The 5,519-nt window shown below is 62.8% G+C and carries 5 protein-coding genes; 3 read left to right on the forward strand and 2 right to left on the reverse strand.

From position 1 onward, the window contains the following. A partial coding sequence (locus KAZ48_10475; GenBank protein ID MBP7973216.1) for an NAD(P)-binding domain-containing protein occupies positions 1 to 1,063 on the reverse strand: 1,063 nt, incomplete at its 3' end. 115 nt (positions 1,064 to 1,178) lie between these two features. On the opposite strand from KAZ48_10475, the gene nucS reads away from it, so the two are divergent. Beyond that, positions 1,179 to 1,853 (forward strand): endonuclease NucS, encoded by a 675-nt coding sequence (gene nucS, locus KAZ48_10480; protein MBP7973217.1) that lies wholly within the window; start codon positions 1,179 to 1,181, stop codon positions 1,851 to 1,853. Positions 1,854 to 1,865: 12 nt separating this feature from the next. On the opposite strand, the gene KAZ48_10485 is transcribed toward nucS, so the two are convergent. After that, positions 1,866 to 3,380, reverse strand: a complete 1,515-nt coding sequence (locus KAZ48_10485; protein MBP7973218.1) for a peptidoglycan DD-metalloendopeptidase family protein — start codon at positions 3,378 to 3,380, stop codon at positions 1,866 to 1,868. A 260-nt stretch (positions 3,381 to 3,640) separates the two neighbouring features. Between KAZ48_10485 and KAZ48_10490 the strand changes: the two genes are divergently transcribed. Both KAZ48_10490 and KAZ48_10495 read left to right on the forward strand, forming a co-directional pair. Then, the gene (locus KAZ48_10490) at positions 3,641 to 4,306 is read left to right on the forward strand and encodes an NAD(P)-binding domain-containing protein (protein ID MBP7973219.1); all 666 of its coding nucleotides are present in this window, start codon (positions 3,641 to 3,643) and stop codon (positions 4,304 to 4,306) included. A 265-nt stretch (positions 4,307 to 4,571) separates the two neighbouring features. Beyond that, entirely contained in the window at positions 4,572 to 5,336 is a 765-nt protein-coding gene (locus KAZ48_10495; protein MBP7973220.1) for a murein L,D-transpeptidase, read from the forward strand. Positions 5,337 to 5,519 lie beyond the last annotated feature (183 nt).

The following is a 5,519-nucleotide window of genomic DNA, read 5'->3' on the forward strand; positions in this document are numbered from 1 at the left end:
GGAAGTTCACGATGAAGCCAGCGCGATCGCCGCACAGCACCGGGTGCTTCTTGGTTGCTTCGCACAGTTTCACCACGGTGGCGGTGACGTCTGCTGCCGTGGCATCGGCGGAGACAACCTCGACGAGCTTCATGATTGGCGCAGGGTTGAAAAAGTGCATTCCAATGACGTCTGCGGGCCTACTCGTCGCAGCCGCGAGGGCTTCGATACTCAAGGAGGACGTGGTGGTTGCCAGGATCGCGCCGGGCTTGCAGACCCGATCCAACGAGGCGAACAGCTCGCTCTTGGTGTCGAAGTCCTCCACGATCGCCTCGACGACGATGTCGACGTCGGCAAGTCCGCCGTGGGTGGTGACGCCGGAGACACGAGCGAGCACTGCGTCGCGGTCCTCCTGGGTCATGCGGCCCTTGCCAACAGCGCGATCCAACGATTTCTCCAGCGCGGCCCGCACCTTGGCGACCTTCTCGTCGCTGCGAGCCACGTAGACCACCTGGTAGCCAGCCTTGGCAAACACCTCGATGATGCCGGTGGCCATGGTGCCGGTCCCGACCACACCGACCTTGGCGATCTCGCGAAGCGCGCCGGAATCCGAGTCAGCCTGTGCCGACTCCTGCGAGACGACCACGTCGGAACCAGGTGCCTCGTAGGTAAAGAAGCCGGCTCCCGCGGCGCGCCCGGTTTTGCCAGCCGCGACCAGTTCCGTGATCGCCGAGGACGCCTTGTGTCGGGTGTCCCCGCTCGCCTCATGCAGGGCGTCGAGTACCGCGGCCGCCACATCCAGACCGATGACGTCGAGTTGGGCCAGCGGACCGACTGGGTAGCCGCAGCCGTACCGCATCGACGCGTCGATGTCGTCGCGGGTCGCGTATTGCTGCTCCAGCATTCGCGCACCCTCGTTCAGGTAGGCGAGCCAGATCGCAGCGGCCAGCGCCTCAATCCCGGAACTCAAGGCCGCCCCTTCGGGCCCGGTGACCTTGAAGCCGGTACCTCCCAGCACTCCAGCCAAGCTGGCACTCCCGTCTGAAACACCGATGAGACCGGGATAGGGCGTGGCAGCGGACATGAAAGCTCCTTGTTTGTGGGCAACCTTGGTTGGGCGGAAATGGCCACCTGGCGACCTTTCCGTCGGTTACGAGTCTGGCAAATGACCCCAACCGGGCAGTTGTTAGGGTCGCCGGGTGCGCTTGGTGGTGGCAACTTGTTCGGTCGACTACGTCGGCAAACTGTCCGCACACTTGCCAATGGCCAAGCGACTACTCCTGCTGAAGTCCGACGGCTCGGTGTCAGTACACGCCGATGACCGGGCTTACAAGCCGTTGAACTGGATGAGTCCACCATGCTTCCTGACGGACCGGACCGACGGTTCGGGTAGCGGCACCTGGACGGTCGAAAACAAGACTGGCGACAGCTTGATCATCACGATAGATGAGGTTCATCACGACTCCAGGCACGAACTAGGGGTCGATCCAGGCTTGGTTAAGGACGGCGTGGAAGCCCACCTGCAGGAGCTGCTGGCCGAACAGGTTGGCACGTTCGGCCACGGCTGGCGCCTGGTTCGACGGGAGTTCCCGACGGCAATTGGCCCGGTCGATCTGATGTGCCGCGATGCCAACGGGGTAGCGGTAGCCGTGGAGATCAAACGCCGGGGGGAGATCGACGGCGTGGAGCAGCTGACGCGCTATCTGGAACTACTGAACCGCGATCCGCTGCTCGCCCCCGTTGTTGGAGTCTTTGCGGCGCAAGAGATCAAGCCGCAGGCACGGACACTGGCAGAAGATCGCGGAATTCGTTGCGTCGTTGTCGACTACGACTCATTGCGGGGTTTTGACGACCCCGACTCGCGATTGTTCTAGCGCCTGGCCGTTCTAGCGCCTGGCCGATCGCGCCTTGTCGGAACTGACGATCATGCGTCCGAACATCGCCGGACCTTCGTAGTAGGAGGTCGTCTTGTAGTTGTTCAACTCGACGCCGGTCCGCGGTGACGATGCATGGACGAAGGCACCGGTACCGGGATTGACGACCATGCCCACGTGATCGATCCGGCCGGGCAGATCGGTTCCGTTATTGAAGCGGAAGAAGATCATGTCACCAGGTTTCTCGTCGCCAGGCCGAATGGGAACGACCCAGCGGCGGTTAAGCGCTTGTTGGTTGGCCATCTGAATCGGCCACTTGGAACCGGCCTCGTGCCAGGCGCGCCAGATCAAACCGTTGCACGCATACGCGGGACCCGTTCCCACACCGTGCGTGTAGGGGTGTCCAAGCTGCGCGAGCGCAAATTTGACTGCAGCTTGGGCCTGCTTCGAGCCGCCAGCCGGGATCGTGCCGTCAAAGGAGGTCCCGACCATCCACAGACCCTCGCTCGCGTTGAGCCGGGTCTGAATGTCCAGCATCTTCATGTCGGCGGCATCCAACGCGGCCTGCGCCTTGGAGTTTAAGTCGGCAATCTCCTGCCTAAGAGCCTGCGCCTTGCCGAGCGCCTTGACTGCTCGATTGACCGTCTGGTTCTGCGATTGGTTTGAGTACTGAATCAACAGCTGCCGATCGGTGTAGTTCGTCAGGTCACCGCTGGACAAGGCATCGGTTTGCAGCAGGAATTGCGGGTCAATGCCAGCCTTGTACACCTCACGGGCGTAGTCGCCGAGGGACTCGCGCGCAGCCTGGACCTCACGCTGTTGGGAGGCGGCCTGCTTGCCCACCTTCGCGGCCTTGGTTCGGGCCGCGGCAGCGAATCGGGCTGCCTGGTTTCTGGCCGCCTCGGCCTCGGCAAGTTGGGCGCGCAACTGGTCGGCAACCGCCGGATCGAATGACACCGCACCCTGCGCTGCCACGGCCGGTGCGCCCGAGAGCCACGGACGGGGATCGATGGTTTGACCCGCGACGCGAACCTCAAAGTGCAGGTGCGGGCCGGTGGTGTTTCCAGTCGCACCAACCGCGCCGAGCACCTGACCGGCCTGAACGCGAGAGCCGACCGTGGTGGCGATCCGTGACTGGTGGGCGTACCAGGTTTGAACACCGTCCGGATGTTGGATTTCGGTGAGGTTTCCGTATGGACCACCGTTGCCGGTGAAGATCACCGTGCCAGCGGCGGCCGCCAGGATCGGCGTGCCGGCAGCGACGTGGAAGTCCTGGCCGGTGTGATGCCCGCTCGCCCACATCGGTCCCGCAGCACCGAACGGCGTTGCCCAGCCCCACGTTCCAGCAGGCAACGGGATGACCCGATCGTGTTTGAGCGGCGTACCCGTTCCCGCGTGCGGTTTGGGCTTTGCGAAGGCGGCGTCGGCGCTGGCGAGACCGAGCGCGCCCAGGAGGGAGACGCTCAGGCCTGCTGCGAGCGCGATCCGCGATGCGCGACCGATGGGTGAGTCGAACCGACTACCCACGATCACCTCCGGAGAACGACGAACCGCCTAGTACCTGGGTGCGGCGCACGATTCGCTGATCGCCGACAACGCGCACCCGCTGCGGACACAGAAGAGAAGCTTGACCCAGATACTGCGTTCAAGCAACACGGGACCCGATCCCGGTGGGCCGCACAGAGGTCAGTACGCCTCCGATGCGCCGCGCAGACCTAGACCACTGGGTATCGCGCGACTAGGCTCACCAGCGATGACCCGCAGGTGCCTATCTGAACGGAGTCCCCATGCGAATCGCGGTTCTAGGTACTGGCACGGTCGGTGCGACGTTGGCAAATCGGCTCTTGGAGTTGGGCCACAACGTCAGGATGGGTTCGCGCAGCGCCACCGGCGATGCCGTTCAGGAGTGGCTAGCCGCAGTGGACACCCAGTCGCCTGGGGAGGCCTCGATTGGGACCTTCGGTGACGCTGCTGCACATGGCGAGTTGGTCATCAACGCCACCGCTGGCGTCGCCAGCTTGGAGGCACTGCGGTCAGTGGGTGTCGATGGCCTAGCTGGCAAAGTGCTGATCGACGTGTCAAATCCGCTGGACTTCTCGCACGGATTCCCACCCGAACTGTCCGTCTGCAATACCGAGAGCCTCGCCGAACAGATTCAGTCGGCATTCCCCAAGACCCACGTTGTCAAAGCGCTGAACACCGTCACCGCGGGCGTCATGGTGCATCCAGAAGTCGTCCCCGGCGACCACGTGTTGTTCATCGCCGGCAACGACCAGAGCGCCAAGACCGCAACCGTGGACTTGCTTGTTGAATTCGGCTGGCCCGCAGACCGAGTCAAAGATCTTGGTGACGTCTCGGCTGCTCGTGGTACGGAAATGTACCTACCGCTGTGGCTTCGACTCATGGGAGCGCTCGGAACGGCCGACTTCAACCTCAGCATCAACGTGGGGTAGAACCACCCCTGCACGCGCTGTGATGCCTGTCACCCGCATGCCTGTGATGCCTGTCACCCGGCGGCCGGTGTCCGTTATGTCCCCCTACAGTGGGGGAAGACCTTTAATAGTCCATCTGCATGCGCAGTGCCTGCAGGACTGAGGCTTGTTTGCTCGCCTCTTTACAGTTCGCGACGCAGTTCCCTCGTATCGAACCCGCGAACTCGATTCTGTCCCCGAGTGTCTTGAGGTTTTAATGCGCCCGCCACATCACACAGCCCCCGCTGTGACGACCGCCGCGATGGGAACTCTGCTCGCCACCGTGGGTTTCGCAATCCTGCAAACCCAACCCGCCGGCGCCGCCGAGCAGAATCGGTTCCCACTGGAGTCAGCCGCTTGGCTGGCCCCGACGACGCAAGCGCCCGCAGCATTGCCCAGTCTCCCAGTGAATGCGCAGTCGAGTAGCGCCGAAATTTCCGCGCTGCAAACACGTCTTGAGTGGACCGGTCTAACTGCTGATTGGACCGACGGAACGTTGGACCGCGCAACCACAACTGCCGTGAAGTCCTTCCAAAGCAGGCAACGGATGAAGCCGACCGGCCGGGCCGACGCCACGACCGTCGCGCGCCTGCAGTCCGTCGCCCGAGATGGCAAACTTGACTCCCGCTGTGGCGGCGAGGGAATCACGATTTGTGTGGACAAGACCCAGAAGGTGACCCGCTACCTCAAGGATGGCAAAGTCATCAAGATCATGAATGCCCAATTCGGCCCAGAGAAGGGCGAGAAGGGCTTCGGACAGTACAGCCGGACTCGCGAGGGTGTCTTCAAGGTCCAAGAGAAGCAGCGGCACACGGTCTCCAACATGTACGGCTACGACCTGCCATGGTGGATGCAGTTTGATGGTGGCGAGGGGTTCCACTATTCCGGCTACTTCGATCAGGCCGGCTTCAAGGTGAACTCCTACGGCTGCATCATCTCCGACAGCAAAGCCGATTCGGCCTGGTTGTTCGACCACACACCCAAGGGAACAAAGGTCGTCGTTTACCACTAGAGGTCGCGAATCGAGCTGCCCTTCAAGCTTGAGGACGGTCCAGCGAGACTGAAAGAGGCGCCCACGCGAATTCGCGTGGGCGCCTCTTTCAGTCTCGAAGATCTACTGCTGGAGCCGTTCGCGCAACTCGCCGAGCTGAACGTTCATCTCTGCTGGGAGACGGTCGCCGAACTTGTCGAAGTA

It is taken from the genome of Candidatus Nanopelagicales bacterium (genome assembly GCA_018003655.1).
In the GTDB taxonomy this organism is placed as follows: domain Bacteria; phylum Actinomycetota; class Actinomycetes; order S36-B12; family UBA10799; genus JAGNDY01.

Bases quoted from the DNA above. Each gene is read 5' to 3' on its own strand.
- KAZ48_10490 (MBP7973219.1), top strand. From the start codon at position 3,641: ATGCGAATCGCGGTTCTAGGTACTGGCACGGTCGGTGCGACGTTGGCA.